The sequence below is a fragment of the Rhizobium sp. 2MFCol3.1 genome, from assembly GCF_000377565.1.
In the GTDB taxonomy this organism is placed as follows: Bacteria; Pseudomonadota; Alphaproteobacteria; order Rhizobiales; family Rhizobiaceae; genus Rhizobium.
In genome coordinates, this window is the sequence record NZ_KB898354.1 from 376,917 (window position 1) to 402,648 (window position 25,732).

Genomic DNA, 25,732 nt, shown 5'->3' on the forward strand with positions numbered 1-25,732 from the left:
ATCGCCAACAAGGGAGCGTCAAGATGAATGCATTGCCGTATGTCAGCCTCCCGTCCGCCAATTTGCGGATCATGGCGACCCGACGCTCCTAAAGCGTCCTTTTCTTTCTGATTTCCCTTTCGTAATCCATTGCGCGGCCATGTTGGCCTCGTCCCTTGAACGTCCACTGCCCATATAAGCCGTTGCGCGTCTGTGCCGGCGAGGGCAGGAACGCTGAAGTTCGGAGCATTTTCATGTTTGGCTGGTTTGAACAGCGTCTCAATCCTTTCCCCTCCGAGGAGCCCGGCGTTCCTCCCAAGGGCCTGTTTGCCTTCTGCTGGCACTACACGAAGCCCGCGGCCCCCTGGCTTGCGGCCATGGCCGTGCTGACGATGCTGATCGCGGTCGGCGAAGTCGCGCTGTTCCAGTTCCTCGGCAATATCGTCGACTGGCTGACGCACGCCGATCCGAAGACCTTCCTCGAGACCGAGGGTTACAAGCTCTACTGGATGGGTGCGCTGATCCTGATCGGCCTCCCTCTGGCGGCGGTGGCGGATTCGGTCATCATGCATCAGGTGCTGATCGGCAACTATCCGATGATCGCCCGCTGGCAGATGCACCGTTTCCTGATGCGTCACAGCATGACCTTCTTCGCCAACGAGTTCGCCGGACGCGTGGCCACGAAGGTGATGCAGACGTCGCTTGCCGTGCGCGAGACGGTGATGAAGATCCTCGACGTCTTCGTCTATGTCGTCAGCTACTTCATCTCGATGATCGTCGTCATCGCGGCCGCCGACTGGCGGCTGATGATCCCGATCCTCGCATGGCTCGGCGTCTATATCGCCATCGTCGCCTATTTCGTACCGCGGCTTCGCAAGATCGCGGCGATGCAGGCCGATGCGCGTTCGCTGATGACCGGCCGCGTCGTCGACAGCTACACCAACATCGCGACGGTGAAGCTGTTCTCGCATGCGGGCCGCGAGGAGACCTATGCCAAGGAGGGCATGGACGGCTTCCTGCAGACCGTGCATCAGCAGATGCGCAAGGTCACGATGTTCCACGCATCGGTTTACATCAACAACTGCGTGGCGCTGTTCGTGATTTCGGGCCTGTCGATCTGGTTCTGGCTGAACGGCGGCATCTCGGTCGGCGCTATCGCGATTGCCATCGGTCTTGCCATGCGCGTCAACGGCATGTCGCAGTGGATCATGTGGGAAGTCTCGGCGCTGTTCGAGAATATCGGCACGGTCTATGACGGCATGGAGATGATGACGAAAGAGCACGACATCACCGACAAGCCTGGCGCTTCGTCTCTGACGGCCAAGAAGGGTGCGATCCATTACGACCGGATCGGCTTCCACTACGGGAAGGGCAAGGGCATCATCGAAAACCTGTCGCTCGATATCAAGGCGGGCGAGAAGGTGGGTCTGGTCGGCCGCTCCGGCGCCGGCAAGACGACGCTGATGAACCTGTTGCTGCGCTTCTACGACCTCGAAGGCGGCCGCATCACGATCGACGGTCAGGACATCTCGCATGTCTCGCAAGAGAGCCTGCGCGAGCTGATCGGCGTCGTTACGCAGGACACGTCGCTGCTGCATCGCTCGATCCGCGACAACATCGCCTATGGCCGTCCGGATGCGACCGACGCGGAGATTATCGAGGCCGCCAAGCGGGCCAATGCCTGGGACTTCGTCGAAGGCCTAGTCGACATGCAGGGGCGCAAGGCGCTCGATGCGCAAGTCGGCGAGCGTGGTGTGAAGTTGTCTGGCGGCCAGCGGCAGCGTATCGCGATCGCCCGCGTCTTCCTCAAGGACGCGCCGATCCTGGTACTCGACGAGGCGACCTCGGCGCTCGATTCCGAGGTCGAGGCGGCGATCCAGGAGAACCTCTTCGCGCTGATGGAGGGCAAGACGGTCATCGCCATCGCCCACCGTCTGTCGACGCTGACGGAGATGGACCGGCTGGTCGTGCTCGACAAGGGCAAGATCATCGAGGCCGGCTCGCATGTCGAACTGGTGGGTGAGGGCGGCGTCTATGCCGATCTCTGGAACCGCCAGTCGGGCGGCTTCCTCGCCGATCACTCGGACGAAGATGGCGTCCAGAAAGAGGCTGCGGCGGAATAACGCAGGCTTCCCCCGCTCCGCCAAGCGCACGGGGTGGGGGAACTTGATAGGCGTCAATAATGGCACGGCGTTTCTGCAGGGCCTCGTTGCGTCTCGGATAAAAGCACGCACTGGTGGTAAGTTTTTGTTTAGCCGCGGCTGGCACAAGGGTTTCATAGACTTAAGCGTTCTTTGAAACTTTTCAGGTGCCAGCCATGAGCTCTCTCAAGATCAAGATTCTTCTGCCCGCTCTCTTTGCCTTCATCGTCATCATCCTCGTCGTCCAGGGTGCCGCCGGCATGCGGTCGGTGTGGCAGCTCAACAGCCAGGCCGAGAGCATCAGCCTGCGGATGGACAAGTCGCTGATGATCGCGGAGATGGAACGTCGCATGTCGGACGTCCGCCGCCTCTATCTCGCGCTGTCCGCCGCCCTCAGCGTCGAAGAGCAGACGGCCCTGCTGGCGCAGATCAAGACGGCCACCGCGGCCCGCGAAAACGCGGTTTCGACATTCGAAGCCGCGCAATCGGCCGGCCCGCGTCCACGGTTTGAACAGCTCAAGGGCATCATAGCGGATTACGACAAGCTCGGCGAGCAGTTCGCCAGCCTGCTCGTCAGCGCACGAGACAGTGACGCCAAGGCCGTCATCGTGAAGATGACGCCGATGGGCAACAGCGCCGGTGATATCCTGCAGGGCATGATTTCAGACAATCGCGCCGCCGCCGGCAGCGACAAGAAGGCTGCTGCCGACACCACGCAGGTCGTGACGATCGCGACGGTCGCCGGCGTGTTGATCGCGGTCCTGATGGCGATCGGTGCTGCGGTGCTCAGCCTCGTTCGCGTCACCCGGCCGATCGGCGCGATCACGCAGTCGATGAACGCTCTTGCTGCGGGCGACAACCAGGCCGTCATTCCCTATGCCGGTCGTCGTGATGAGATCGGCGAAATGGCGGCTGCCGTTGCCGTCTTCCGCGAGAACGCGCTGGAGCGCGAGCGTCTCGAGCGCGAGACGGAAGCCAACCGCTCGATGAGCGAAAGCGACCGGATCGCGCGCGAGGAGCAGAAGGCCCGCGAGGCGGCCGAGGTGTCGTTCGCGGTCGACAATCTGGCGCGCGGACTGAAGAGCCTTTCCGACGGTGACCTGACCTTCCGCCTCGAGCAGAGCTTCGCCGGACAGCTGGACCAGCTGCGAACCAACTTCAACGAATCCGTTCATGGGCTGGAGCGTGTGCTCAGCGTGGTCGGCGAAAACGCCCGCAAGATCGATGCCGGCGCCAACGAGATCCGCGCGGCCGCCGACGATCTGTCGAAGCGCACCGAGCAGCAGGCGGCCTCCGTCGAGGAGACGGCGTCGTCGCTCGAACAGGTCACGACCGCGGTGCGGGATTCGGCCGCGCGCGCCGGCCAGGCTGGCGAGTTGGTCGAGACGACCCGCAGCGGCGCCGAGCGCTCTGGCGAGATCGTCGAGCAGGCGGTTGCGGCCATGGAAGCGATCGAGACGTCCTCGAACGAAATTTCCAACATCATCGGCGTTATCGACGACATCGCTTTCCAGACCAATCTTCTGGCGCTGAATGCCGGTGTCGAGGCCGCACGCGCCGGTGAAGCCGGCAAGGGCTTTGCCGTCGTGGCGCAGGAAGTGCGTGAACTGGCGCAGCGTTCGGCAAACGCGGCCCAGGAGATCAAGGCGCTGATCACCAAGTCTGGCGATCAGGTGCGCCAGGGGGTGAAGCTTGTCGGCGAGACGGGCCGGCAGCTGTCTGTCATCGTTTCCAAGGTGCAGGACATCAACGGCAACGTGTCGGCCATCGTCAGCACCTCGCGCGAACAGGCGATCGGCCTTGGCGAGATCAACGTCGCCGTCAACCAGATGGATCAGGGTATCCAGAAGAACGCCGCGATGGTTGAGCAGACGACCGCCGCGACCCATAGCCTGGCGCGGGAAGCTGCGGCGCTTATCGAACTCCTCTCGCGGTTCAGGCTCGCTGCCCAAGAGGTTGCCGCGGTGCGTGTCGCGCAGCAGCAGAGCCAGCAGCCGGTCCATTCGCCGGCCCGCGCGCTCGGCGCTCGCGTTGCCCGCGCCTATGGCGGATCGCAGGCCGCGGCCGCGCTCAACTGGTCGGAATTCTGAGCGGACGCATATCCGCATGGCTGAAATTGAAAACGCCCTCCCTGGGATATCGGGAGGGCGTTTTTATTTTGTAATCAGTCGCTTGGATGTGTCTGCTCAGTGCCTGTCGGCACTCAGGCTGTCCGCCCAGTCCATGACGCGATGACCTTCGACCGCCATGCTGCTGGCAAAGGCAAGCGTGCGCAACGCCATCAACCGACGCTGCTCTTCATTATCGATCCAAGCGGCAACGGCTTCCGCAACGACCTGGTCGTGCGCTACGCCGAGCTGCTCTATGACCGCATCGAGTCTTTCCGCCAAAGGCAACGGTATGCTCGACACGAGTGTCCTCTTTTGCATTGTGGCCGTCTCCCGTGAAATCTCATGCTATTCCCACATTGTGGCGGGACATGTCTCATTCAACGACGATGCCGTCGATGTTACCAATCATTACCAAAATATAAGGTTGGTCCGGCGAACGGATTGCTTTCCCCATCCGGCGGATAAGCCTATATCGCAAATATGCTCTTAAATCGACTCTTTCGTGCCTTTGAAACCTGGATTGATCCCTTCCAACCGCGCGACAACATTCAGCCGCCGCGGTCGACGACGGGCTTTATCTGGTTCTATATCGGCCAGGCCAAGCTTCCCTTCATCGCGATGCTGGTTCTCGGCGGCATGTCGGCCGCCATCGAGGCGGCGTTGTTCTGGTTCGTCGGCCGCGTCGTCGACATTCTCGCCAGCATCAAGCCCGACGTCGGCTGGCACGGCCTGCTTGCCGCGCATGGCTTCGAGCTGTTCGGCATGCTCTTCCTCATCGGCCTCGTGCGCTTCATCGTGCAGCTGGTGATCGCGCTGGTCGATCAGCAGGTGATCACGCCGGGGTTCTACAATCTCGCCCGGTGGCAGTCCTACCTGCATGTGTCACGGCAATCGCTGTCGTTTTTCCAGAGCGATTTCTCCGGGCGGATCGTCACCAAGGTGTGGTCGGCGGGGCAGGCGACAGGCGATCTGGTGACCTCGCTGATGGAGAGCGTCTGGTTCGTCGGTATCTATGCGGCGACGACGCTGGTTCTCGTCGCGCGTCTCGATCTGTCGCTGGCGGTGGTCGTGCTGTGCTGGCTCGTGGCCTTCGGGGTTCTGGCGCGCTACTTCGTGCCGCGCATCCGCCGTCACTCGCGCGATACGGCCGAATCCGCCTCGATGCTCAACGGGCGCATGGTGGATGCCTACAGCAACATCCAGACGCTGAAGCTGTTTGCGCGGGACGAAGAGACCGATCGCTACATGCGGCAGGGCTTCGATACGTTCCAGGCGACCGTGCTGCTCTTCACCCGCTTCATTACCGGCGTGCGTGCCTCAATGGCGCTGCTCTCGGGTATCATGATCGTGACTATGGCCGGCCTCAGCGTGCATCTTTGGCTGCAGGGGCTTATCAGCTCGGGCGCCGTCGCGTTTTCGCTGGCGCTGGTGCTCAGGCTGAACTTCCTGCTCGGACGCCTGATGACGCAGTTCAACGGCATCATGCGCAATCTCGGCACGATCCAGAACTCGGCGGAACTGATCTCCAAGCCGCTCGGTCTCGTCGACAAGCCAGATGCACCGGATCTCGTCATCGCCGAGCCCGGCATCCGTTTCGACGACGTGTCCTTCCACTATGGCAAGGGCAGCGGTGTGATCGACCATTTCTCGCTGGCGATCGCGCCCGGCGAGAAGGTCGGCATTGTCGGGCGCTCTGGTGCCGGCAAGTCGACGCTCGTGAACCTTCTGCTTCGGCTCTACGATCTCGAAGGTGGGCGGATCCTGATCGACGGGCAGGATATCGCCGGCGTCAGGCAGGAATCGCTGAGGATGCAGATCGGCGTCGTCAGCCAGGACACGTCGCTGCTGCACCGCTCGGTGCGTGACAACATCCTCTTTGGTCGCCCCGATGCCGGCGAAGACGGATTGGTCGAGGCGGCGCGTCGCGCCGAGGCGCTCGGCTTCATCCAGCGGCTGGAGGATCAGCAGGGACGCAAGGGGTTCGACGCGCATGTCGGCGAACGCGGTGTCAAGCTTTCGGGCGGGCAGCGGCAGCGCATTGCGATCGCCCGGGTGATGCTCAAGGACGCGCCGATCCTGGTTCTCGACGAGGCGACGTCTGCGCTCGATTCGGAGGTGGAAGAGGCGATCCAGACGAACCTCAACCGGATCATGGACGGCAAGACGGTTCTTGCCATCGCGCACCGGCTGTCGACGATCGCAGCGCTCGACAGGCTGATCGTCGTCGACAAGGGACGGATCATCCAGGAGGGCACGCATGAGGCGCTGCTGCGTGATGGCGGGCTCTACGCCGAACTCTGGGCGCGGCAATCGGGCGGCTTCCTGGCGGCGGATCTGGAAGAGGTCTAGGCGATCACATCGCTAGCGATCGATGGCGATCTCGGCCATCAGCCCATAGTGGTTGGAGCCGGCGCTATCCGTAATTTGCTTTACCGACACCAGTCGCAATGGCGGGCGGGTGAGTATGTGGTCGATGGAGATGCCGAACTTGCCGGCTTGGGTCGGCCATGTCGCGGGCTCCGGAAAGACCGTGTTCAGGCCGGTGGCGCGGACGAAATCCTGGATATGCGGATCGATGATGGCCGAGTTGAAATCGCCGGCCACGACGAGCGGCCCATCTACCTTTTTCACGATCCCGCGGAGATCCCAGAGTTCGTCGAGCTGGAAATCGTCGAAATAGGGCTTGGCAAGGTGGACGGAGGCGAGGTGGACAGGCGTTCCTTCGACATCGATCGTCACCTGAGCGAGGCGGTTAGGCCAGAGATCGCCGAGGGTTCTGACTGCTTGATCGATGAAAGGCCGCTTGGAGAGCACAAGCGTATCGCATCCCGGCGTGCCGACGCTGCAGCCGATGCGATAGGGGTAGGTGGCGGAGATCCGCGGGAGTTCCGGCAATAACGGCGCCGACTCCAGGATGGTGACGACGTCGGCGCCGGAGGCCATCACGGTTTCGGCGATGCGGCGGCTGTTCTGGAAATTGTTGTTCTCGATGTTGAAGGACATCAGCCGCAGCAGCGGGCGCGACGCGGTTGCCGGTGGGGTGGCTTCGAATTCCTTCAACATCAGCACGCCGTGGCCGGCGAGCAGCACCGACACTGTCACCAGCAGGTAGGCGTACCAGTGGCGCCTTATGAGGATCAGGACGAGGCTTGCGGCGAGGGCTGCCAGCGCGAAATGGACTTGAAAGCTGTAGACGAAGGCAAGCAGCCAAGTGTGCGTGACATAACGCAAAGAAATGGCGGCAAGCAGCAGCGAGACGAGAACACTGCCCACGCAGAATAAAGTGTGTCTCATAGGATGGCACCGGGCGTGAGCGAGTAATATTTGGGCGACGTAACACGCGGCTGGATATGTTGCAACGCAACACTGTTGCAGCCGCGCGATTGTCCTAAAGAATCAACTCTCAAGGGGCGCGACATTGTGCCCACTTGCCCTGCCGAGGCTGGACATAATTGATGATCGATAATAGAACGCGGCTTAGTGGGTGGGGAATCTAAGTTCGAATATCTGTATGACAGATTCGTCGCCTTGGAGGGATGGCACGGAAAATTCCGTGAAATTTGGGCAGAGGATGTTAAGCCGTGAGCGAACACGAAACGACAGGCGGGGTCTCTAGCGAGCCCACACGCCGTGATTTCCTTTATTTAACCACGGGTATGGCAGGCGCCGTCGGCGCCGTCTCTGTCGCATGGCCGTTTATCGACCAGATGCGTCCCGACGCGTCGACGCTGGCTCTGGCTTCCATCGAAGTCGACGTGTCGAGCCTCGAGCCCGGCATGTCGCTCACCGCCAAGTGGCGCGGCAAGCCGATCTTCATCCGCAACCGTACACCTGAGGAAGTGAAGGCTGCAGATGACGTTCCCATGGCGGAGCTCAAGGATCCGATCGCGCGCAACGCCAACCTCGCCGCCGATGCGCAGGCGACGGGCGTCGACCGTTCGGCCGGCAAGGACAAGGAAAACTGGATCGTCATGATCGGGTCCTGCACCCATCTTGGCTGCGTTCCGCTCGGCCAGGCCGGCGAATACAACGGGTGGTTCTGTCCCTGTCATGGCTCGGTCTACGATACGGCCGGCCGCATACGGAAAGGCCCGGCACCGCAGAATCTCGCGATTCCGACCTATTCGTTCGTTTCCGACAAAGTTATCAAAATCGGTTGAGGGGGACTGATTTATGAGTGGCCATTCCAGCTACGAGCCATCAACCGGCCTTGAGAAGTGGATCGATGCACGCCTGCCGCTGCCTCGTCTCGTCTATGACAGCTTCGTCGCCTATCCGGTTCCGCGTAACCTGAACTATGCCTACACCTTCGGCGCCATGCTGTCGGTGATGCTGATCGTGCAGATGCTGACCGGTATCGTGCTCGCCATGCACTATGCGGCGGAAACATCCGTTGCCTTCAATTCCGTCGAAAAGATCATGCGCGACGTCAACCACGGTTGGCTGCTGCGCTACATGCACGCCAACGGCGCGTCATTCTTCTTCGTCGCGGTCTATCTGCATATCGCCCGCGGCCTCTATTACGGCTCCTACAAGGCGCCGCGCGAAATCCTCTGGATCCTCGGCGTTCTCATCTATCTCCTGATGATGGCGACCGGCTTCATGGGCTACGTTCTGCCCTGGGGTCAGATGTCCTTCTGGGGCGCCACGGTTATCACCGGCTTCTTCTCGGCATTCCCGCTGGTTGGCGAATGGGTGCAGCAGTTCCTGCTCGGCGGCTTTGCCGTCGACAATCCGACGCTGAACCGCTTCTTCTCGCTGCACTACCTGCTGCCCTTCGTCATTGCCGGCGTCGTCGTCCTGCACATCTGGGCGCTGCACGTCACGGGCCAGACCAACCCGACCGGTGTCGAGGTCAAGACCAAGACAGATACGGTGCGGTTCACGCCCTACGCGACGCTCAAGGATGCGCTCGGCGTTTCGGTGTTCCTGCTGGTTTACGCCTACTTCGTCTTCTACCTGCCGAACTTCCTCGGCCACGCCGACAACTATATTCCGGCCGACCCGTTGAAGACGCCGGCGCATATCGTTCCGGAATGGTACTTCCTGCCGTTCTACGCGATGCTGCGCTCGATCACCTTCAACATCGGACCGATCGATTCCAAGCTGGCTGGCGTTCTCGTCATGTTCGGCGCCATCATCGTGCTGTTCTTCCTGCCGTGGCTCGACACGTCCAAGGTTCGCTCAGCGGTCTATCGCCCGTGGTACAAGATGGCTTACTGGCTGTTCGTGATCAACGCGATCATCCTCGGCTGGCTCGGTTCGCAGCCGGCGGAAGGCCTCTACACCACGATCTCGCAGATTTGCACGCTGCTCTACTTCGCTTTCTTCCTGATCGTCATGCCGGTCCTGGGTCTCGTCGAGACGCCGCGCCGGGTGCCGAACTCGATCACCGAGGCGGTGCTGGAGAAGCGCAACAAGTCGGTCGCTGCCGAAGCGGCCAAGGCATGAGCGGGCGGCGAGAGGGAACACACACCATGAAAAAGCTTGTTGCAAGCATCCTGTCACTCGCAGTCGTCGGCTGTCTGGGGACGTCGGCATTCGCCGAAGACGCCAAGCCCGCCGAACATCACGAGGCGGCGACCCCGCACTATCCGCTGAAGGAGCCAAGGGAGGTCGACTGGACCTTCGCCGGTCCCTTTGGCCACTACGACAAGGGCCAGCTGCAGCGCGGCCTGAAGGTCTACACCGAAGTCTGCGCCGCCTGCCACTCCATGCACCTCGTGCCGTTCCGCATGCTGGGCGATCTCGGCTACTCGGAAGCGCAGGTCAAGGCGTTCGCCGCCAACTACGAAGTGCAGGACGGCCCGAACGCCGCCGGCGACATGTACAGCCGCAAGGCCGTGCCGTCGGACTACTTCCCGTCGCCGTTTGCCAACGCCGAAGCGGCGGCTGCCTCCAACAACGGTGCGGCGCCGCCGGACTTCTCGCTGATCGCGAAAGCCCGCGAAGTCGAGCGCGGCTTCCCGCGCTTCATCTTCGATATCTTTACGCAGTACCAGGAAGGCGGGCCGGATTACATCTACTCGCTGTTGACCGGCTACGAAAACCCGCCGGCAGGCACGACCGTGTCGCAGGGCCAGCACTATAACCCGTACTTCCACGCCGCCTCCGTCCTCGCCATGCCGCCGCCGCTGTCGGATGGCCAGGTGACCTATGACGACGGCACCGCCGGTACGGTCGACCAGTATGCCAAGGACGTCGCCTCGTTCCTGATGTGGGCCGCCGAGCCGCATCTGGTCGAGCGCAAGCACACCGGCTTCATGGTGATGATCTTCCTCTTGATCTTCACCGTGCTGATCTACCTCACCAAGCGGTCGGTCTACGCCCGCAAGGACCACTGAGGTTATCAAAGGCTTGATTGGAAAGGCGCTCTTCGGGGCGCCTTTTTTGTTGGACGCTTACCGCGACAAGTTCGCGAATTCGCGTTCGCAGGCGAGGCGGTCAGCAGGTCCGAGTGAACCCAACTGGCGCAGGATGAGATCATTCGGCACGGTGGTGAGGCGCCATCTGACAAGGCAGGGAACGGACAGGTTTGCCGCTTCGAGATCGCCGAGCGTCACGTCGCTCGGCCAACTGCTCGCTTTCGCCGTTGTAATCATCGCCACGATGGTCGCGTTGTTGGCGGCGTTGAAGTGTTCACCCGATAGGACAACGACCGGCCTGCGTTTCAGGATCGGAATATCGGCGAAAGGGAAGGGGACGACGACGGTGTCGTAGCGCTCACAGATCACGGAAGGCCGCTTCGTCTTCCGGGCTCTCCCACTCCGGAAAAAGGCTGGTCGCGGAGGCGAGGTAATCGTCGGCGACGACGACTTCCCGTACAGTCAGGAGGTCGCCGCGGCGTTCCTTGAACCAGCCGTTCCAGACGTCCTTCATGCTGCCGTGCGGGCGAATGCCATCGGTAGGGCGCCCGTCGACGCCTGTTTTCATGCGCCGCCACCGGCCGACAACGCCGCCGATCTCAAGGCTGACCTCTTCATCGTCCTTCAGCGCCTGCAACCGGTCTCGCAGGCGCGGGCCCTCGATATGCTTAAACCAGATCGTAACGTCGGTTATCTTCACGCGTGGCTGCATGGGTGCGCCCCTTGGCCTGTCGTATGGTCGATATGGCATGATAGCCCAGCCTGAGATTGAATCAATCGGCTGCCGGCTGCCCGCATTTGTCGAGGATGCGGCGAAACGGCTATGGACAATCGGCGCTCGGCGGATCAGTTTGCGCGCAGACTCTTCCAGGAATAAGGCATTCATCCGCCCATGGCTCATGCAGTAGACAACGAACTCGTCAAGGCGATCCGCTCCATCCGGGATTACCCAAAGCCCGGCATCATCTTCCGCGACATCACCACGCTGCTCGGCGACGCCCGGGCGTTTCGGCGGGCGGTGGATGAGTTGGTGCAGCCTTATGCGGGGATGAAGATCGACAAGATCGCCGGCATGGAGGCGCGGGGCTTCATTCTTGGGGGTGCCGTGGCGCATCAGCTTTCGGCCGGCTTCGTGCCGATCCGCAAGAAGGGCAAGCTGCCGCATGATACCGTGCGCATCGCCTACAGCCTGGAATACGGCGTCGACGAGATGGAGATGCATATCGATGCTGTGAAGCCGGGCGAGAAGGTGATCCTTGTCGACGATCTGATCGCGACGGGCGGTACGGCTGTCGGTGCGACCCAGCTTCTGCGCCAGATGGGCGCCGAGGTCGTGTCGGCCTGCTTCGTCATCGACCTGCCGGATCTCGGCGGGCGCGCGAAGCTGGAAGCGCTCGGCGTCGACGTGCGCACGCTGGTCGAGTTTTCGGGCCACTGAGGCCGGTTGCTACTCGAATTCGAGCACGCTGCTTTCGAACCTGACAACCGGGTCGCCCGCGACATAGCCTTCGCAGAGGATGGTGTTGAGGATGCGGCCCGGGCGTGAGGCCATCGGGCGGCTCGACAGCAGGGTGACGGCGTAATCGACCGTTTCGCCCGCGAAAACCGGGCGGATCCACTGCAGATCCTTGAAGCCGGCGGCCGGGCCGAGTTTGGGCGGTGTATGGCCCTCACGGGCGATTTTCTTGCTCTCGGCGATCCAGTAGGCGACGAATGTCGTCATCCAGCCCGCGCATGTGTGCCAGCCGGAGGCGCAGAGGTCGCCGAACAGGCTTTCGCGCGCGGCTTGCCTGTCGACATGGAAGCGCTGCGGATCGTAGCGCGTGGCGAAGCGGATGATGTTCTCCTCGGTGAAGTCGTAGCTTCCCGTCTCGGTCTTTTCGCCGAGCGTATAGCGATCGAGCATCCTCATGCGCTTGCTCCCGTTTGCGCTTCGGTCGCGGTGGCCATGCGGAACATGATCGGGTTTTCCGACACACAGACCGTTTCACCGCGCTGGTTTTCAAGTTCGTGGCGGAACTTGACGATGCCGATGCCCGGGCGGGAGCGCAGGGCGCGCGCCTCGAGCACGGTCGAGTGGCCGGAGAGCGTGTCGCCAGCGATCACAGGCCGGCGCCATTCCATTATGTCGATGCCTGGCGCGCCCTCGGAGAGCGAGTTCAGCAAATAGCTGTCGATCATCATCCGCATCAGCATCGCCGACGTGTGCCAGCCCGATGCGGCGAGCCCGCCGAGAATGCTCGCGCGTCCGGCCGCTTCGTCGGTGTGCATTGGCTGCGGGTCGAACTCGCTGGCGAATTCGATGATTTCCTCCGCCGAGACCGTAACAGGTCCGAGCGCGAAGCGGCGGCCGGGATGAAAGTCCTCGTAGGCGAGTGTCTGATCGGACAAATTCGTCTCCACGTCATAGGCGTTTCAACACGATTACAATAGCATGCGGCGTCACTCAACGATTCCAGCGAGAATTCCGCATGTCCGAACTGAAGTCGATCCTTGACGAAGCCGAGCGAGAGGGGATCATTCCATCGCAGGCTTCCGAGCGGCTGTTGTCGTTTCTCGTGGCGCGCGGTGTCAGAGCGGATGCCGCCGTATCGGCCGCGCGGGACGAGGCAACGAGTGGTGCCGCTTTTTCGGATACGGAGACGCCGAGCTTCGTGCGCGGGTTCCACGATGTGTTGATCACCATCGGTATCGTGGTCGCGCTTGCCGGCCTCTGGGGCATCGGCTCCATCTATGCGGTGTTTCCCGCCATCATCGTCCTTGCCGAGATCCTGGTGCGCCGCCAGCGGCTGGCGCTCCCGGCAGTGGCGCTGACGATTGCTCTGGCGCTCTGGACGGGGGCGGTGTCGGCGATGCTGCTGCAGGGCTCGCCTCAGATCATCGGGATCGGCGACAATAACGAAGGGCTGCAATACACGCTGGCATTTCCCGTCGTGCTCGGCCTCTTCTATCTGCTCTACCGAATACCGCTCGCCTTCGCGCTGGCGATCATGGGGGCGGTGGTCGTGGCGCTGCAGCTCGTGCTGCGTCTGCTTGGCTGGCTGAGTGGCGATCCGCTCTATGCGGTCACCCATGGCGGTGTGCTGTCGATGCTGGCGGTGGCCTGCGCGGTTGGGCTGTTTACGCTCGCCATGCGCTTCGATCTCAAGGATCCGCTGCGCCGGACCGTCAATTCCGACATTGCCTTCTGGCTGCATCTCGGCGCCGCGCCGGCGCTGCTTTACAGCATCCTGTGGCTCTCCGGCGGCGGGCCGGGGGCGCTCAGCGGGCTCGACACGGTGTCGATGCGCACGCCTGTCGTGGTGATTACTGTCATGGCGCTGATGCTGGTGGGGCTGATCATCGACCGACGCGCTTTCGTGACGTCGGGACTGGTATCGTTGGGGGCCGCGCTCTACGGGATCTTCCGCCAGGGCAACGCGCAGGTGGATACCTACATCTTCGTCACGCTGCTGGCGGTGGGCGTGATTGTTCTTGTCATCGGCACCGGCTGGATGCCGCTACGGCGCGCCGTCGTGCGCAGGCTGTCGCCCGGTCTGCAGAAAAGACTGCCGCCAGCTTAGGCGGCAGTCCTAATGTTCGAAATCAGGTGTTGAAACGGAAGTGGATGACGTCGCCGTCCTGGACGACGTATTCCTTGCCTTCGTCGCGGCCCTTGCCGGCTTCCTTGGCACCGACTTCACCCTTGAAGTTGATGTAGTCGTCGTAGCCGATGGTGAAGGCGCGGATGAAGCCGCGTTCGAAATCGGTGTGGATGACGCCAGCTGCTGCCGGGGCCTTGGTGCCGCGGCGGATGGTCCAGGCGCGGGTTTCCTTGGGGCCGACGGTGAAATAGGTGATCAGGTCGAGCAGGTGGTAGCCGGCGCGGATCAGGCGGTCGAGACCGGCTTCCGTCAGGCCGAGCGCCGAGAGGAACTCGGTGGCTTCTTCTTCCGGCAGCTGCGCCACTTCGGCTTCGATCGCAGCCGAGATGATAACGCATTCCGCGCCCTGCTTCTCGGCCATTTCGGCAACCGCCTTGGTGTGCTCGTTGCCATCCACGGCATCGCCTTCGGCGACGTTGCAGACGTAGAGAACCGGATGCGAGGTGAGGAGGTTGAGGCCCTTCAGGATCTCGATCTCTTCCGGTGCCAGCGTCTTCAGGAGAAGACGGGCGGGCTTGCCTTCGTTGAGGAGCTTGATGACCGCTTCCATGACGGGGAGCTGGGCCAGCGACTCCTTGTCCTTGGATGCGGCGCGCTTGCGGGTCTGCTCGACGCGGCGCTCCAGGCTTTCGAGGTCGGCGAGCATCAGCTCGGTCTCGATCGTGTCGGCGTCGCCGACAGGGTTGATGCGACCCTCGACGTGGGTGATGTCGTCATCCTCGAAGCAGCGCAGCACATGGACCACGGCATCGACTTCGCGGATGTTGGCGAGGAACTTGTTGCCGAGGCCTTCACCCTTGGACGCGCCGCGCACGAGGCCGGCGATGTCGACGAAGGAGATGCGCGTCGGGATAATTTCCTTGGAGCCGGCGATACCCGCCAGCTTCTGCATGCGCGGATCGGGAACGGCGACTTCGCCGGTGTTCGGCTCGATCGTGCAGAAGGGATAGTTCGCCGCCTGCGCCGCCGCCGTCTTGGTGAGCGCGTTGAAGAGGGTCGACTTGCCGACATTCGGCAGACCGACGATACCGCATTTGAAGCCCATGGCTGAAACCTGCTGTTCTTGAATTCCTTGGCCGTGCGTATGGGGTAAAAGCCGCCTCCGGGTCAAGCTTTTCGAGCACATCTTGCGTGATCAAAGCGGCTTTGGCTTGAAAGCGGTGCTTGCAGTGCAATATAATATGTGGGCTGAGCATAGCCTCGCCCTCTTTCCTGTCATCAACGGATGGACTGCCCGATGAGTGACAACGATGTCGCCCTGAAGCCGAAAGTGAAGTCGAAGCCGAAGCTCGATCGGCCGAAGCTCTACAAGGTGATCCTCGTCAACGACGATTTCACGCCGCGCGAATTCGTGACGGCTGTCTTGAAGATCGTCTTCAGAATGAGCGAGGAAGCCGGATACCGGGTGATGATGACCGCGCACAAACTCGGCACCGCCGTGGTGGTCGTCTGCGCCAAGGATATCGCCGAGACAAAGGCCAAGGAGGCCATGGATTTCGGCAAGGAGGCGGGGTTTCCGCTGATGTTTACGACAGAGCCCGAGGAATAGGTTCAGACGCTTCTTCTGATCTGGAAGCCTGTCTTGTTCTGCACGAAGCCACAGCTTTCGTAGAAGCGATGGATGCCGGGATCGGTGCGGCCGGTGAGCAGCATCACCTTGTAGCATCCCGCCTGCCAGGCGAGCTCGATCGCATGAGCGATCAGCGCGCTGGCATAGCCGCGCCGGCGATGTGGCGTCGATGTGGCGACGTTTTCGATCAGCGCATAGGGCGCGCCGCCGCGGGTGAGGTTGGGCATGATGATCAGCGTCACGGAAGCCGCCAGCGCATTGTCGGCCACGCCCACCAGGACCCGCATGCCGGGATAGGCCAACATGGACGTAAAGCGCTCTCGTGCCACCGCCGGATCGATGGCGGGGTCGCTGGGGTTCATGTCCTTGTAGAGCGCGAGAAGCGCTGTCAGGTCTCCCGCTTCGGCCGTGCGGATGGCGAGAGGCGAGGCGGACATGGTCAGTCTTCCTTGTTGCCGAACATCTTCTTCAGCATCTCGGCCATCGGTCCCGTCGTCGGCAGCTTCTTCGGCTGGGCGTTGTTGCGGGCCTGATGAATGTGCGATTTGCCGGCAGGCTTCTGAGCAGCTGCGTTTGCACCTGAAGGCTTGGCGGGCTTCGGCTTGTCCTCGTCTTCCTTGCCGCCGACGGCGAGCGCCAGCTTGTTCATCAGCTGCGAATCCTCGCGCTTGACCAGCATCTCAAGATTGTCGGCGAGCGCGTCGAGCATCGGTTCCAGCCACTGCTGGTCGACCTTGGCGAAATCACCGAGCACGTAGTTGTGCACCAGATCCTTGTTGCCGGGATGGCCTATGCCGAGGCGCAGGCGCCGGTAATCCCTGCCGCAATGCGCATCGAGCGACTTTACACCGTTATGGCCGCCATGGCCGCCGCCGACCTTGATGCGGGCCTTGGCGGGCGCGAGGTCGAGTTCGTCGTAGATGGCGACGATGTCGGATGGCTGCAGCTTGTAGAAGCGCATAGCCTCGCCGACGGATTCGCCGGACAGGTTCATGTAGGTCTGCGGCTTGATCAGCAGCACCTTCTCGCCCGCGATCTCGCCTTCGGATATCTCGGCCTTGAACTTCTTCGACCAGGGCGAAAACGAGTGGCGGCGGTGGATGGCGTCCACGGCCATGAAGCCGATATTGTGGCGGTTGCCGGCATATTGTCTGCCGGGATTGCCGAGGCCGGCGATAACAAGCATGGCGCGTTCATTCCTGGGCGTTTCACATTCCAAGCACGTTCACCACCGCGAAACGGCGCCGAAGTCAAGCGCAAGCGTGTCGATGGCGGCCAGAATCGATGAAGCGAGACCCCGGGAAGCCGGATCATTGACGCGGGTGCAGGCCGTATTTGTTGAAGATCGTGCGCTGTGTGCCATCGGCGATCAATGCGTCGAGCGCCTGCTGCATCTTGGCCCTGAGATCCTCGGGGAAGCTCTTTTCGCAGGCGATGCCCAGCGATTGGGAGGAGAGCGTGGCGACGCGGACGAGGGGTTGATCGACCTTGAGCTTTTCGAAGTAGATCTCCGATATGGGCATGAGGTCGATGCGGCCGTTCATGAGCTTGCGCAGCGTCGAGGGGAAGTCGCTGGCGATGTCGACCTTGGCGTAACCCTTTTCCCTCAACAGTTTCTCGGTGTAGTCGCCGCGATGTGTGCCGATGACATAACGGCGGGTTTCGTCCAGATCGGTTTCGCGAATGCCTGAGGAGGCGGTGGCCACGAGAATGTTGGCGTCCACCAGCAGCGGCTCGACCCATTTGAACAGCTTGTCACGCTCGGGGCTGTGGGCCGTGGTGAAAAGGCAGGTCATCGGGGTCGCCTGCGTCGCCGCATAGGCGCGGGTCCAGGGCATGAGTTCGATATGCATGTCGATGCCGGCTTTCTGCATCAGCAGCTGCACCTGCTCGACCGATGCGCCTTTGAGCGTGTCGCCTTCGTGGTAGCTGAAGGGCGGGTATTCCTCGGTGACGAAATTGACGGTGGCGGCGCGTGCCGGGCCGACGAAGGACAGGCTCAGGAGAGCGAGAAGCAGCAGTGGTTTGATCATCTCGGCTTCTCTTTTTGCGATTATGAGGCGCGGGCGAGCGTGTGGGCGTCAGCCAACCGGACCATCAGCTGGTCGATGGTCTGCGGACGGTGGAAGAGATAGCCCTGGCCGTAGTCGAGACCCATCTCGCACAGCGTATGGCATTCCTGCTCGGTCTCGATGCCCTCGGCGATCACGGTGCAGCCCATCTTGTGCGAGAGCGTGGTGATGCTTTCGACGAGCGTGCGGCTCTTCTGGCGGATATCCTCATTGGCATCGTTGATCGAGCGGGTAAACGACTGGTCGATCTTGATGATGTCGACGGGGAAGCGGTTGAGATAGCTGAGCGAGGAGTAGCCGGTGCCGAAGTCATCGAGCGCGATGCGGCAGCCGAACTGGCGGATATCGCTGACGATCTTGCGGATTTCGGGGTTGTTGTGCATCAGCACTGCTTCGGTGATCTCGACGACGATCCGCTCGGGGCGAATGTTGTGGCGCATCAGCAGCGAGGCCAGCCGTGCCGGTAGCGACGGTTCGAACTGCAGCGGCGAGAAGTTGATGGCGAGGTAGCTGTTCTCAAGGCCCGGGAGCGCGGAGAGCACTGCCAGATGCTCGATCGCCTTGTCCATGATGACGTTGCCGACGCGGATGATCTTGCCGGTCTCCTCAGCGACGTTGATCACTTCGGCAGGCGCCATCAGGCCCTTCACGGGGTGATTGAGGCGCATCAGCGCTTCGAAGCCGGCGACGCCGCGACCGTTGAGATTGACGATCGGCTGGAGATAGGCCGCGAACCAATCCTCGATCAGGCCGATCTCGATGCAGCTTTCGATCTCGGCGCGGGCGCGGGCGTGATCGACCATGCCGTTGTCGAAGTGCTGGGCGCCGTTCTTGCCGTCGCGCTTCTTGGCATACATCGCCATGTCGGATTTCTGCAGCAGTTCGGCGGCATTGTCGGCGTGGCGCGGATAGATGGCGATGCCGACGCTGGCACTCAGATGCATGTCGGTGCCGAAGGGCTCGTTGAAGATAGAGGCGAGCATCTCGGCCATCAGGTCGGCGCGCTCGGCGGCGTCTCCCGCCGGCAGCAGGATCGCGAACTCGTCACCGCCGAGGCGGGCGGCCACATCCGTCGGTGCCAGCTTGCTCTTCAGGCGGCCGACGAACTCGCGCAGCGCCTTGTCGCCCTCGGCGTGGCCGAGGTTGTCGTTGATCCACTTGAAGCGGTCGAGATCGACGAAGAGGCAGGCGAGCTCTTGGTTTGCGGCGTCCGCCTCGCGGATCTTGCCGTCGAGCACGGTCTCGAAGCCCTGGCGATTGAGAAGGCCGGTGAGATGGTCGGTGATCGCCTGCTTGTGGTTGCGGGCTTCCGAGGCCTTCAGCGCCGTGACGTCGGTCATGACGGACAGCGACAGGCCGCCCTGGCCGCCGGTGGCAGTCTTCGACTCCAGGATCAGCACGTCCATGACGCGGCCGTCGGCGCAGAGGAACTTGACGGTGACATCGACAGTCGCGCCGCCATTGAGCTCACCCTTGCGGCCGAGGAAGGCGCTGCGGGCGTCCGGGGTGACGAGATCGGTGAAACGGTTGCCAATGATATCATCGCGCTCGTAGCCGGTGGCGGCGAGCCAGTAGTCGCTGACGGCGGTGATATGGTCGTTCTCGTCGAGCGAGAACAGCATGGCGGGCGTCAGGTTGTAGATGTCGATGGCGCGGCGATGCGCGAGCTTCAGCTCCTGTTCCTCGCTCTCGAGCTTGGATTGCATGGTGTTGAAGCTCTTGGCAAGGCGGCCCATCTCGTCGTTGGAGCGCCAATCGACATGGTGGCGCGAGCCGAGCTGGCCGGTGGCTTCGATCGCCGCGATCAGGCGCATCAGCGGGCGGACGAGGACGATGCGGTTGCCGATCAGGGCGGCGCAGAAGACGATCAACACGGCGAAGACGAAGATCGACAGGAAGATGATCTCTTCATTCTTCAGGCCTGAGAACAGGTCCGGCGCGGGATAGAAGACCGAGATCGTGCCCAGCTTCTTCGGGCCATCGAGCGTGGTGTAGGTGATGGCGTGCGAGACTTCGATCAGCTTGCCGTCATAGGAGGCGGGGATGGTCGACTGGGTGACGTCAAGCTGGCCGGATTCGTCGCGGACCTGAACCTTGACGATGTTGCCCTGCGAGACGACGGCGGCGCTGATCTGCGCAACGCTGTCCTCATCCAGATCCCAGAGCGGCTTTGCCAGCGCCTGCGAGTTGGCGACGAGAAGAACGGAGATATGGTCGCGGATTTCCTTTTCGGCGCGTCCGGAGGACAGGAAAAGGAACAGAACAAAAAGCGGGGCTACGAGCAGAACCAACGCGGCGAACACAATTCCTAGAAATCTGTTCTGAACGGAATTATGCATTTTCCTGCGTCTGCCCCTTGCCGCAAAATTTCGTCGTCCAGAATAAAACTAGCTCTGAAACGATGGGGCATGCTTCCACTAAATGTCTTAATCGAAGTTGAAGTGCTGATCTTCGCGGAAATGAAAAGACCCGCTTTCCGGAGAAAGCGGGTCTTATACTTTACAAAGCGTTCAAGCGATCAAAGGATCAAGCTTCAGCTTCGCCAGCTTCTTCTTCTTCCGATACGCCAGCTGCCGGAGCAACGATCGTAGCGATGGTGAAGTCGCGGTCGATAACCGTGGTCACGCCCTTCGGCAGGGTGACTTCGGAGATGTGGATGCTGTCGCCGATCTTCTTGCCGCTGAGGTCAACGTTGAAGAATTCCGGGATCGCATCAGCCGGGCAATGAACTTCGACGTCGTGACGAACGATGTTCAGAACGCCGCCAACCTTGAGGCCCTGGGACTTTTCTTCGTTGATGAAGTGAACCGGGATCGCAACGGTAACGGCGGTGTTGCCGGATACGCGCAGGAAGTCCACGTGCATGGTGAAGTCGCGGACCGGATCGAGCTGATAGTCCTTCGGCAGAACCTTGTACTTCTTGCCGTCGACGTCGATCGTAGCGATGGTGGTCATGAAACCGCCAGCGTGGATGCGCTTCGTTACCTCATTGGTGCTGAGGGAGATCGAAATTGGGGCCTGCTTGTCACCATAGATGACAGCCGGGATGAGACCATTGCGGCGAAGTTCACGGGCGGACCCCTTACCAACCCGTTCGCGCGCCTCGGCCTTGAGCTCGTAGCTTTCGTGGCTCATGACTTTTCCTTCCGAGGTTATTTGGAGAGCTCGGCGCAGGCATCGCCTGTCGCTGAACTGGAGGCGGGTTTCCCCATCCTCATCCGCATTGCCTCCAAGGGTGTCTGTGCGGACGCGTGCGCTATAGTCTAGTTGCGGCGGAATGGCAAGAGTTGCGGCGCGATACAGGAACGCTCATCCGGATGAGGCCGCGCATCGGTCCTTTAGTAGGCGCTGATGCAACTTAGGCAGCCACGACCAAAGCCAATCAAAACCCAAGATCAACCGCCGTTGACGGAGCATTAATGACAGTTGCGATTAGCAATCGTCAAGAATCCGTGGGCCTCTGGAAATTACAGCTTTCTTAAGTTGCCGCATATGAAAGCGAAAGTGCAAATTGGTCCGGATATCTCATGTTTACCGTTTTTACCTGCATTGCCTACATGCACGATCTCAGGCTGGTCGTTTTGGCCGGATGCCTGTGCTTCCTGTCGAGCCTTGCCGCGCTGACGCTGCTGCAGCGGGCGCGCAGCACCGTCAAGGTCGCGCGCCTGATCTGGCTTCTGATGGGCGGTGCCGCCGGTGGTTTCGGCATCTGGGCAACGCATTTCGTGGCGATGCTCGCTTATGACGGCGGCGTGGTCGTCGGCTATGACACGTCGGAGACATTGACGTCGCTTGCGCTTGTCGTCGTCGCGACGCTTGCGGCCGTGGCGTTCGCGGCAGGTGCCGAGAGCAGGGTGCGGCGGGCGTTCGCGGGCATGCTGTTCGGCGTCGGCGTCACGTCGATGCATTTCCTCGGCATGATGGCCGTTCAGTTTCCCGGCAGCATGAATTGGGACCAGTCGCTCGTGCTTGGTTCCATGGCTTGCGCGGTGGTCATCTCGGCCGTCGGCTTTGCTCTGCTTCCCGATATCAAGGCGGATGCACGCAAGCTGCTTGTGTCTGCTGCGACCGTCTGCATCGCGATCGTCGCCATGCACTTCACCGCCATGGGCGCACTGACGATCGTGCCCGGTCCGGGGCCGGCGATCGATCCGAGCGAGATGATGTCCACCGGCTTCATGGTCGTCACGCTTCTGTCGGTCTCGCTGTCGATGATCACTTCCGGCTTTGCCGCGGCGCTGTTTGCGATGCGGGCGGAAAGCTCGACCAAGGAAAGCGAGGCTCGTTTCGAGATGCTCGTGCAGGGCGTCACCGACTACGCGATCTATATGCTCGACAAGGATGGCCGGGTCGCCAACTGGAACGCGGGCGCCGAGCGCGCCAAGGGCTATACCGCCGACGAAATCATCGGCGAGGACTTCGGCCGCTTCTATTCCGAGGAGGAGCGCGCGGCTGGCCTGCCGCAGCGTGCGCTTTTGAAGGCGCGCACCGAGGGCAAATTCGAGTCCGAGGGCTGGCGCTTCCGCAAGGATGGCAGCTTCTTCTGGGCGCATGTCGTGATCGACCCTATCTGGGGCGCCGACGGCGAGATCGCCGGCTATGCGAAGATCACCAAGGATGTGACCGAGCAGAAGGCCGACCGCGATCGCATCAAGGAAGTCTCGCGCAATCTCGATCTCGCGCTCGAGAACGTCTCGCAGGGCATCTGCCTGTTCGATGCAGAGGAACGCCTCGTGCTGGCAAACTGCCGATACAGCGACATGTTCGAATTCGCGCAGGGAACGATCCGCCCTGGCATGACCTACAAGGAGATCATCACGATCGGGTACGAGATCCATTTCTCGGATCCCGAGGTCGTGGCCAAGCGCTCCTCCGAGCACTACGACAAGCTGATGCGTGCGCTCAGATCCGGCGAACGGTCGATCGTCCACAAGGGCGCGCATGGCCGATCGATCCAGCTGAACCTCAACATGCTTCCCGATGGCGGTTGGGTCGCGACCTACGAAGACATCACGGAACGGCTGATTTCGGAAGAAAAGATCGCCTTCATGGCGCGCCACGACGCGTTGACGGGATTGCCCAACCGCTCCGAGTTTTCCGAGCGTTTGTCGCAAGACCTGGCCTTCGCCAAGCGGGCCGGCACCAAGGTTGCCGTGATCGGCATCGATCTCGACAAGTTCAAGGAGATCAACGATCAGCGCGGCCACAGCGCCGGTGACCAAGTGCTGGTGACGCTGTCGGAGCGCATGAGCCAGTTGCTCGGCGAAGACGAATTCGTCGCCCGGTTCGGTGGCGATGAGTTCGCGGCGATCAAGCAGTTTTCCGACATCGCCGACCTGCATGATTTCGTGGCCCGGCTGGAGGCGAGCCTGACGGACGACTTCAAGATCGACGGCTTCGAAATCAACCCCGATGCCAGCATCGGCGTTGCCATCTATCCGCAGGACGGATCGACGGGCGAGGTGCTGTTGGCCAACGCCGATCTTGCCATGTACCGTGCAAAGGCTACGCTTTCCGAGCGCATCTGCTTCTATGAAGTGGCGATGGACGAGGCCGCCCGCGACCGCCGCAAGATGGCAAGCGATCTCTGGTCTGCGATCGAAAAGAACGAGCTGCACCTGCATTATCAGGTGCAGAAATCGGTTTCGACCGGCGACATCACCGGCTACGAGGTGCTGCTGCGCTGGGATCATCCGACGCGCGGGAACGTGCCGCCCGGCGAGTTCATCTCGGTTGCCGAGGAATGCGGCGCGATCGTGCCGATCGGGGAGTGGGTGCTGCGCGAGGCCTGCAAGGAGGCCGCCGGCTGGGCGAACAAGCACAAGATCGCTGTCAACCTGTCGCCCGTCCAGATCGGCCACCAGGATATCGCCCATCTCGTGCATTCGGTCCTGTTCGAGACCGGGCTCGAGCCATGGCGCCTGGAGCTCGAGATCACCGAGTCGTCGATCATCGTCGACAAGGACCGGGCGCTGCTGACGCTGCGTCAGGTCAAGAATCTCGGCGTCTCCATCGCCATCGACGATTTCGGCACCGGCTATTCTTCCCTGGAAACGCTGCGCTCCTTCCCGTTCGACAAGATCAAGCTCGACCGCAGCTTCATGAACGAGGTGGAGACCAGCGAGCAGGCGAAGGCGATCATCCGCGCGATCCTGGCGCTTGGGCAAAGCCTCAATATTCCGGTGCTCGCGGAAGGCGTCGAGACGGATGTGCAGCTCGGCATTCTGCTCGACGAAGGCTGCGACGAGGCGCAGGGCTATCTGCTCGGCCGGCCGATGCCGATGCGTCCGCGCAAGATGGCGGCATGACGTCCCGTTTGCAACTGCCGGGTTGACAGGGTGGGGGCCTAGCCTTCACATGCGACCTCAAATGGTACGGGAGAAATTCAGCATGCAACTCAAGACCCTAACGGCGACCGCTGTCGTTCTTCTCGGTTTGGTTTCGACGTCTCAGGCGGTCGAAATCAACCAGAAGGGCGCCAAGGAAATCGAGGCGAACCTGTCGAAGCTCCTGCCGAAGGATGCAGCCAAGGGCTTCGTGACCGTCAACCCGGCCGGCACACGCTACGAGATCATTTATGACTTCGCGGCGCTGCTGAAGAAGGCCGACCCGAAGAATTTCTCCGTCAAGGGCCTGAACCCGTGGTCGATCTTCGCAACGCCCGAAGAGAGCGGCCTGTGGACGATCGAGGGCAACAATTCGCTCGACGTCACCGGCTCGTTCAAGGCGCCCGGCCAGCCGAACACCGAATTCACCTATGTCATCGATTCCCTGATTTCGAACGGCGTCTTCGACCCGGCGATCAGCTATCTGAAGTCGGGCGACTTCTCCAGCAAGGCGCTCCGCTTCTCGTCGAAGACAGAGAAGGAAGAGGTGAGCGTCGAGACCGGATCGTCGACCTATAAGATGACCTCGTCGGACGGCGAGATGCAGGGCCGCACCAATTTCGCCGGTAGCGGCACGATGAACGGCTTTGTCGAGAAGATCAGCGGCAAGGACGTGCCACCGGTCGAAATCCGCGCCGACACGGTGGATTTCGCAGCTGCCGTGAACGGCGTTTCCGTCAACGATTTCCGCGAGATTCTCGCCTTCGTCCTCGAACACGCCGATGAGAAGAAGCTCAAGCGCGCCGAGAGCGAAAAGCTCAAGGAGCTGCTGCGCAAGTCGTTCCCGTTGATGTCGAGCCTCAACGAGACGGTGACCCTTAACAAGGTCAACGTGTCGAGCGTGGCCGGCAGCGGTGGCGCCGACAGCGTCGATTACACGATCGGCATGAGCGGTCCGAGCGATGCAATGCGGTTCGATGTCGGCATGGCTGCCAAGCAGATCAGCTTCAACAGCGCATTGCTTCCCGAGATGTACGCGCCCTTCGTTCCCGAAGAAGTGGACATGCAGTTCGCCTTTCCGGAACTCAACATCGCGGCTGTCGGCGACGAGCTGATGAAGGTCGATTTTACAGACGACAAGAAGAGCAAGGCGGAGAGCGACAAGGCTTTCGAGAAGCTCCTGACCAATGGCGAGTTCGTCGTTGCTTTCCCGAAGATTTCGGCGCGCTCCAGCGTCTATGACGCCGAGATCTCGGGTGAGGTTCGCGGCATTCCGGAGTCCACCACGGCCTATTCGTTGAATGCATCGATCGTTGCGCGCGACTTCGACAAGACGATTGCCGCCATCCAGGAACTGGCCAAGAGCAACCCCGACCTCAACCAGGTTTCGTTCGGCCTGATGATGGTCAAGGGCTTTGGCAAGACCGATCCGGATGGTCGTCAGCGCTGGGACGTCAACGTCGCACGCGATGGTTCGATCACGGTCAACGGCCAGGTCATCAAGGGCGCGAACTGATATTGATA

23 protein-coding genes are annotated in these 25,732 nt (G+C 61.6%); 11 read left to right on the forward strand and 12 right to left on the reverse strand.

Annotation, left to right across the window (positions count from 1 at the left end; all coding sequences use genetic code 11):
* The first annotated feature begins 233 nt into the window (after window positions 1–233).
* Together D460_RS0104760 and D460_RS0104765 are read left to right on the forward strand one after the other, a co-directional pair.
* On the forward strand, window positions 234–2,102 hold the full coding sequence (locus tag D460_RS0104760; protein WP_018897368.1) for an ABC transporter ATP-binding protein: 1,869 nt from the start codon (window positions 234–236) through the stop codon (window positions 2,100–2,102).
* Between the two features lie 194 nt (window positions 2,103–2,296).
* A complete protein-coding gene (locus D460_RS0104765; protein ID WP_018897369.1) occupies window positions 2,297–4,210 on the forward strand; it encodes a HAMP domain-containing methyl-accepting chemotaxis protein in 1,914 nt (637 codons plus the stop codon).
* A 96-nt stretch (window positions 4,211–4,306) separates the two neighbouring features.
* Here the strand turns inward: D460_RS0104765 and D460_RS0104770 are convergent, their stop codons facing one another.
* Entirely contained in the window at window positions 4,307–4,549 is a 243-nt protein-coding gene (locus tag D460_RS0104770) for a hypothetical protein (RefSeq protein WP_018897370.1), read from the reverse strand.
* Window positions 4,550–4,711: 162 nt separating this feature from the next.
* On the opposite strand from D460_RS0104770, the gene D460_RS32590 reads away from it, so the two are divergent.
* Window positions 4,712–6,580, forward strand: a complete 1,869-nt coding sequence (locus D460_RS32590; protein WP_018897371.1) for an ABC transporter ATP-binding protein — start codon at window positions 4,712–4,714, stop codon at window positions 6,578–6,580.
* Between the two features lie 12 nt (window positions 6,581–6,592).
* Here the strand turns inward: D460_RS32590 and D460_RS0104780 are convergent, their stop codons facing one another.
* On the reverse strand, window positions 6,593–7,525 hold the full coding sequence (locus D460_RS0104780; RefSeq protein ID WP_026282790.1) for an endonuclease/exonuclease/phosphatase family protein: 933 nt from the start codon (window positions 7,523–7,525) through the stop codon (window positions 6,593–6,595).
* 287 nt (window positions 7,526–7,812) lie between these two features.
* On the opposite strand from D460_RS0104780, the gene petA reads away from it, so the two are divergent.
* The 3 genes from petA to D460_RS0104795 are packed head-to-tail and all read left to right on the forward strand — an operon-like array spanning window position 7,813 to window position 10,575.
* The gene (gene petA / locus D460_RS0104785; protein WP_026282791.1) at window positions 7,813–8,391 is read left to right on the forward strand and encodes a ubiquinol-cytochrome c reductase iron-sulfur subunit; all 579 of its coding nucleotides are present in this window, start codon (window positions 7,813–7,815) and stop codon (window positions 8,389–8,391) included.
* A gap of 13 nt (window positions 8,392–8,404) precedes the next feature.
* Window positions 8,405–9,682 carry a cytochrome b N-terminal domain-containing protein gene (locus D460_RS0104790; RefSeq protein WP_018897374.1) on the forward strand — a complete coding sequence of 426 codons (1,278 nt, stop codon included), beginning with the start codon at window positions 8,405–8,407 and terminating at the stop codon, window positions 9,680–9,682.
* 26 nt (window positions 9,683–9,708) lie between these two features.
* Window positions 9,709–10,575, forward strand: coding sequence for a cytochrome c1 (locus D460_RS0104795; RefSeq protein WP_018897375.1), 867 nt, complete (start codon window positions 9,709–9,711; stop codon window positions 10,573–10,575).
* Between the two features lie 57 nt (window positions 10,576–10,632).
* Here D460_RS0104795 and D460_RS0104800 read toward each other — a convergent pair whose 3' ends face one another.
* The gene (locus tag D460_RS0104800) at window positions 10,633–10,965 is read right to left on the reverse strand and encodes a type II toxin-antitoxin system PemK/MazF family toxin (RefSeq protein ID WP_018897376.1); all 333 of its coding nucleotides are present in this window, start codon (window positions 10,963–10,965) and stop codon (window positions 10,633–10,635) included.
* Window positions 10,955–11,308: a hypothetical protein gene (locus tag D460_RS0104805; protein WP_018897377.1), complete on the reverse strand. Its 354-nt coding sequence runs from the start codon at window positions 11,306–11,308 to the stop codon at window positions 10,955–10,957. The genes D460_RS0104800 and D460_RS0104805 overlap by 11 nt, the downstream gene beginning before the upstream one ends.
* Window positions 11,309–11,488: 180 nt before the next feature.
* On the opposite strand from D460_RS0104805, the gene D460_RS0104810 reads away from it, so the two are divergent.
* Window positions 11,489–12,034, forward strand: a complete 546-nt coding sequence (locus tag D460_RS0104810; RefSeq protein WP_018897378.1) for an adenine phosphoribosyltransferase — start codon at window positions 11,489–11,491, stop codon at window positions 12,032–12,034.
* A 9-nt stretch (window positions 12,035–12,043) separates the two neighbouring features.
* Here D460_RS0104810 and D460_RS0104815 read toward each other — a convergent pair whose 3' ends face one another.
* Together D460_RS0104815 and D460_RS0104820 are read right to left on the reverse strand one after the other, a co-directional pair.
* Window positions 12,044–12,508 (reverse strand): MaoC/PaaZ C-terminal domain-containing protein, encoded by a 465-nt coding sequence (locus tag D460_RS0104815; protein ID WP_018897379.1) that lies wholly within the window; start codon window positions 12,506–12,508, stop codon window positions 12,044–12,046.
* Window positions 12,505–12,987 carry a MaoC family dehydratase gene (locus D460_RS0104820; protein WP_018897380.1) on the reverse strand — a complete coding sequence of 161 codons (483 nt, stop codon included), beginning with the start codon at window positions 12,985–12,987 and terminating at the stop codon, window positions 12,505–12,507. Before D460_RS0104820 ends, D460_RS0104815 begins: the two co-directional genes overlap by 4 nt.
* Before the next feature lie 80 nt (window positions 12,988–13,067).
* On the opposite strand from D460_RS0104820, the gene D460_RS0104825 reads away from it, so the two are divergent.
* Window positions 13,068–14,159, forward strand: a complete 1,092-nt coding sequence (locus tag D460_RS0104825) for a hypothetical protein (RefSeq protein ID WP_018897381.1) — start codon at window positions 13,068–13,070, stop codon at window positions 14,157–14,159.
* Between the two features lie 22 nt (window positions 14,160–14,181).
* Here D460_RS0104825 and ychF read toward each other — a convergent pair whose 3' ends face one another.
* The gene (ychF, locus tag D460_RS0104830) at window positions 14,182–15,285 is read right to left on the reverse strand and encodes a redox-regulated ATPase YchF (protein ID WP_018897382.1); all 1,104 of its coding nucleotides are present in this window, start codon (window positions 15,283–15,285) and stop codon (window positions 14,182–14,184) included.
* 192 nt (window positions 15,286–15,477) lie between these two features.
* Here ychF and clpS point away from each other — a divergent pair, with 192 nt between their 5' ends.
* Window positions 15,478–15,789, forward strand: coding sequence for an ATP-dependent Clp protease adapter ClpS (gene clpS / locus D460_RS0104835; protein ID WP_018897383.1), 312 nt, complete (start codon window positions 15,478–15,480; stop codon window positions 15,787–15,789).
* Window positions 15,790–15,791: 2 nt separating this feature from the next.
* Here the strand turns inward: clpS and D460_RS0104840 are convergent, their stop codons facing one another.
* The 5 genes from D460_RS0104840 to D460_RS0104860 all read right to left on the reverse strand — a co-directional run bounded on the left by D460_RS0104840 (window position 15,792) and on the right by D460_RS0104860 (window position 21,017).
* Entirely contained in the window at window positions 15,792–16,247 is a 456-nt protein-coding gene (locus tag D460_RS0104840; RefSeq protein WP_018897384.1) for a GNAT family N-acetyltransferase, read from the reverse strand.
* A 2-nt stretch (window positions 16,248–16,249) separates the two neighbouring features.
* Window positions 16,250–16,996 (reverse strand): aminoacyl-tRNA hydrolase, encoded by a 747-nt coding sequence (pth, locus tag D460_RS0104845; RefSeq protein ID WP_018897385.1) that lies wholly within the window; start codon window positions 16,994–16,996, stop codon window positions 16,250–16,252.
* A gap of 124 nt (window positions 16,997–17,120) precedes the next feature.
* A complete protein-coding gene (locus D460_RS0104850; protein ID WP_026282792.1) occupies window positions 17,121–17,840 on the reverse strand; it encodes a transporter substrate-binding domain-containing protein in 720 nt (239 codons plus the stop codon).
* Window positions 17,841–17,863: 23 nt separating this feature from the next.
* On the reverse strand, window positions 17,864–20,221 hold the full coding sequence (locus D460_RS0104855; protein ID WP_026282793.1) for an EAL domain-containing protein: 2,358 nt from the start codon (window positions 20,219–20,221) through the stop codon (window positions 17,864–17,866).
* 187 nt (window positions 20,222–20,408) lie between these two features.
* Window positions 20,409–21,017 carry a 50S ribosomal protein L25/general stress protein Ctc gene (locus D460_RS0104860; RefSeq protein ID WP_018897388.1) on the reverse strand — a complete coding sequence of 203 codons (609 nt, stop codon included), beginning with the start codon at window positions 21,015–21,017 and terminating at the stop codon, window positions 20,409–20,411.
* 392 nt (window positions 21,018–21,409) lie between these two features.
* On the opposite strand from D460_RS0104860, the gene D460_RS0104865 reads away from it, so the two are divergent.
* Window positions 21,410–24,190 (forward strand): EAL domain-containing protein, encoded by a 2,781-nt coding sequence (locus D460_RS0104865; RefSeq protein ID WP_018897389.1) that lies wholly within the window; start codon window positions 21,410–21,412, stop codon window positions 24,188–24,190.
* Window positions 24,191–24,272: 82 nt separating this feature from the next.
* A complete protein-coding gene (locus D460_RS0104870) occupies window positions 24,273–25,724 on the forward strand; it encodes a hypothetical protein (protein WP_018897390.1) in 1,452 nt (483 codons plus the stop codon).
* The last annotated feature ends 8 nt before the right edge of the window (window positions 25,725–25,732 follow it).